The following is a 549-nucleotide window of genomic DNA, read 5'->3' as shown; positions in this document are numbered from 1 at the left end:
GAGCCGCCAGTAGAGTCTCCAGTGGCACCGGCTCCTCCAGTGACGTTCTGGCTAATCGTGGTGGCCTGACTAATTTGTGACCCGGAAGTGCCGGCTGCCGTTTCGGCAGGAGGGGTTAGAGTGCCGTAATAACCAACGCTGGATTTGCCAGCAGGGTAGGCAAACCCCCCGCCGGTACCTCCCGTTCCACTTGCCCTAGCAACGGGTTGCCCTGCAAGCAGAACACCAAAAATCATGGCAGAAAAAGTGATTTTATTCGCGGTCGCAATATTAGTCGAGCCAGTGGTAAAGGATTTACCTGCCGCACGGGCGACCTCACTCACGACGCGCCAGGCACCTAACCTTTTATCGTAAATCAGCTTATAAATTTTATTCATAATATTGCACCAATTAAATATTTTATCTGAGCGCCTGAAATACAAACCCACTCATAGTATTAATTTTTTGCAATGATTCTCATTGTCATTTTCACACCCTCTGCAAGTACTCTGACCGGGCGAGGGAAATACCTGACCGCCTCCGCCAGAAAAACAATGCAATTCTGAATTC

The 549-nt window shown here is 49.4% G+C and carries 1 protein-coding gene; it reads right to left on the bottom strand.

Annotated features, from left to right (window positions below):
* The coding region (locus tag M977_RS23915; RefSeq protein ID WP_209438631.1) for an ESPR domain-containing protein at positions 1-377 on the bottom strand (377 nt) is incomplete at its 3' end.
* Positions 378-549 lie beyond the last annotated feature (172 nt).

This window comes from Buttiauxella gaviniae ATCC 51604, from assembly GCF_001654835.1.
GTDB lineage: Bacteria > Pseudomonadota > Gammaproteobacteria > Enterobacterales > Enterobacteriaceae > Buttiauxella > Buttiauxella gaviniae.
Note: the sequence above shows the minus strand (reverse complement) of the source record. Positions and strands in the feature narration are given on the sequence as shown.